A 2404-nucleotide genomic window follows, 5' to 3' on the forward strand; every position below is an offset into this window, starting at 1 on the left:
TCGGCTTGGACGTGCTCGACACATTCTCGGTCGGTCAGCACTCGTTCGTCGTCGGCGCGATGAGCGTCGCGCCCGGCAGCGAACTCGACGGTCTGCATCTGTACCAACTGTCGGCCCGCGTCACCGTCATCGCCATCAGACGTCCCGACGAAGCCGTCGAGCTCCATCCGCGCCGTAATGCACAACTGCGCGCAGCCGACACCGCCTACGTTGTCGGACCGTATCGCGAATTACTGGAAACCCTGGGCAAGGGGCAGGCGCCGATCCCTTCGGATCCGGCGCCGTCGCCCGGCGGATAGCCTCGCTGGGTTAGTAGCTGTGTTGCGCGGGCGTGAGCGTTCCGCGCCGCTGGGGCCCGCGAATCGACAACGCAGCCGGCACCATCTCACAGGTCACCACACCGTGCTCGGCGGTGAGTTCGTCGACTATTTCGAAACTGCGGGCGATTGCCGCCGGAGTGTCGACGATGACGGTGACCACGGGTACTTTCCGGACGATCTGAAACAATTTGTCGCCGTGCGGTTTTCGCTCACTGCGGAATCCCCACACGCCGCGTATCGCGGTAGCCCCTTGCACGGTGCCTGACGTCAGCAGCCGACGGACGATCTGGCGGTGGATCGGTGCGCCGTCGTAGGTGTCACCCTCGGTGGTGTGCACCATGAGCTTCTGCCATATCGGGCGCCCGTGCGTGTCCGTCGACGGCAGATCGCGCGGGGGCTCGAGCAGTACTCCTTTGCGCTTGCAGAGTTCGACACGTTCGATGGTCAGCAAGAGTCGAGGTGCCAGTGTGGAGAGTTCCTCGACCGCCGCCGCCACTTGTTGTGGGTTGCCCACGGCGACGATCATCATCGGCACGTTGACGTTGCGGCTCAGGAATCGGGCCCGGTAGCGCACGCCATGCGCCGTGCCATCTACCCCCAAAAGTGCTGAGGCAACTGCAAATCCCCGACGGTACAGCACATCGCAGATGACGCGGAATGCGGGCGCGCGACCGATCCGAACGGTGCGGCCGACATAGACGCTGAGTTTGATCGTATCGCGCTCGCCGGCGCTGACAAGGTCGGGAATGACACCGTCGCGCACCAGTCGCGCACGCTCCACAGTGATCAGACCGCGCCCGGTCATGGCCTTCAGGTCGTCGACCAGGGGTGCAATGGTGGGTTCGACGTCGACCGCGTAGATCACCGCGGACGGGTCCTCCGACAGCGTCAGCGACTCGTCGCTACGCAGCACACCCACGGGTCCGAAGCTGGAGATACCGCGAAGCATCACACTGGTGGCGACTTTATGCTGCTCGAACAGGTCGAGCAGTTGATCGGCCAGAAACGTGGGCCGAGTGCCTCCCGGGCTGTCGGAGACAGTGCGCTGGCGCTCGGGAAAATAGGCGCTGAGCTTCCACGCTTGCTCTATCACAGTCTTTCTCCGATCGGATGGCCAAGAGTCGCAGCGACAATCCATTGCCCGAGTAAGGCGCCCATCAAGCCCAGCAACATACTGACGGCAATGTTGGCAAAGGCGCCACGCAGTTGGTGCTCTTCTTCGAGTCGTTCAGTCTCCAACATCCAGGTCGAGAACGTGCTGTAGCCGCCGATGGCGGCCAGAGCATGGTCGCTCAGCCCGAACGAGAAGCCGGTAACGAGGCCCATCAACATCGAGGCACTGACGTTGACTGCGAGGGTTCCGAAAGGGAATGACCGTTTGACCTTGCGGCCCACTGCCCCGTCCACCAAAAACCGTAGTACTCCACCAAGACCGCCGGCGGTCAGCACGCTTATTGTGATGGCCATCATCAGACCCGCGCCCTGCGGACTAGGGCCGTGGCGACGTAGACCGCGATCAAACCCAGTGTGATGCTGGCGACCGTGTAGCTCACTGCCAGGACGTAGGCGCGATGTTTGATCATCGCCAGGATCTCCACCTGCATGGTGGAGAACGTCGTAAGGCCACCGCAGACCCCTGTGCCCAAAAAGGGCCGCCGATAGCTCGATACCGGCAGCCGCTCCAAGAGCCTGGTCGTGAAGTAGCCGATCAAAAAAGCGCCGATGATGTTGGCGCTGAACGTCGACCATGGCCAGTGCGTCGCGACGGGCGCTGGCATGATGGCTGTCAACGCCCCTCTGGCCAGGGTGCCCACCATGCCGCCGGCGAAGACGGCGGCCAACGCCCGTGCGTCATAGTTCCCCATCGCCGGATGTCCTTTCCGGGCTGTGGCCCATCAGCGTCTCGACGTCAGATGTGAACCCGCAGCACCGTTGTCCGCCAGTGTGATCGGTGGTTGTGTGCAGACCCCGCAGCAGGGCCCTCACCAGAGCCCTCACCAGCTGAACCGGCGTTTCTGCTCGGTCACCTCATCGGCTGTCATCACGCCGGAGTCGACCAACTTGGTCAACAGCGACTGCGCGAG

At 63.3% G+C, this 2404-nt stretch carries 4 protein-coding genes; 1 reads left to right on the forward strand and 3 read right to left on the reverse strand.

Annotated features, from left to right (window positions below; all coding sequences use genetic code 11):
* Positions 1 to 299: TrkA C-terminal domain-containing protein (locus tag AC2VOG_RS09775; RefSeq protein ID WP_486939706.1), on the forward strand; the 299-nt coding region annotated here is incomplete at its 5' end.
* A 10-nt stretch (positions 300 to 309) separates the two neighbouring features.
* On the opposite strand, the gene AC2VOG_RS09780 is transcribed toward AC2VOG_RS09775, so the two are convergent.
* From AC2VOG_RS09780 to crcB (AC2VOG_RS09790), 3 genes are read right to left on the reverse strand one after another with little or no spacing between them, the layout of a single operon-like run.
* Positions 310 to 1413, reverse strand: a complete 1104-nt coding sequence (locus tag AC2VOG_RS09780; protein ID WP_486939707.1) for a DUF190 domain-containing protein — start codon at positions 1411 to 1413, stop codon at positions 310 to 312.
* Positions 1410 to 1787 (reverse strand): fluoride efflux transporter CrcB, encoded by a 378-nt coding sequence (gene crcB, locus AC2VOG_RS09785; protein WP_486939709.1) that lies wholly within the window; start codon positions 1785 to 1787, stop codon positions 1410 to 1412. The genes AC2VOG_RS09780 and crcB (AC2VOG_RS09785) overlap by 4 nt, the downstream gene beginning before the upstream one ends.
* A gap of 2 nt (positions 1788 to 1789) precedes the next feature.
* The gene (gene crcB / locus AC2VOG_RS09790) at positions 1790 to 2185 is read right to left on the reverse strand and encodes a fluoride efflux transporter CrcB (RefSeq protein WP_486939708.1); all 396 of its coding nucleotides are present in this window, start codon (positions 2183 to 2185) and stop codon (positions 1790 to 1792) included.
* Positions 2186 to 2404 lie beyond the last annotated feature (219 nt).

This window comes from Mycobacterium sp. TH-M11, from assembly GCF_057473725.1.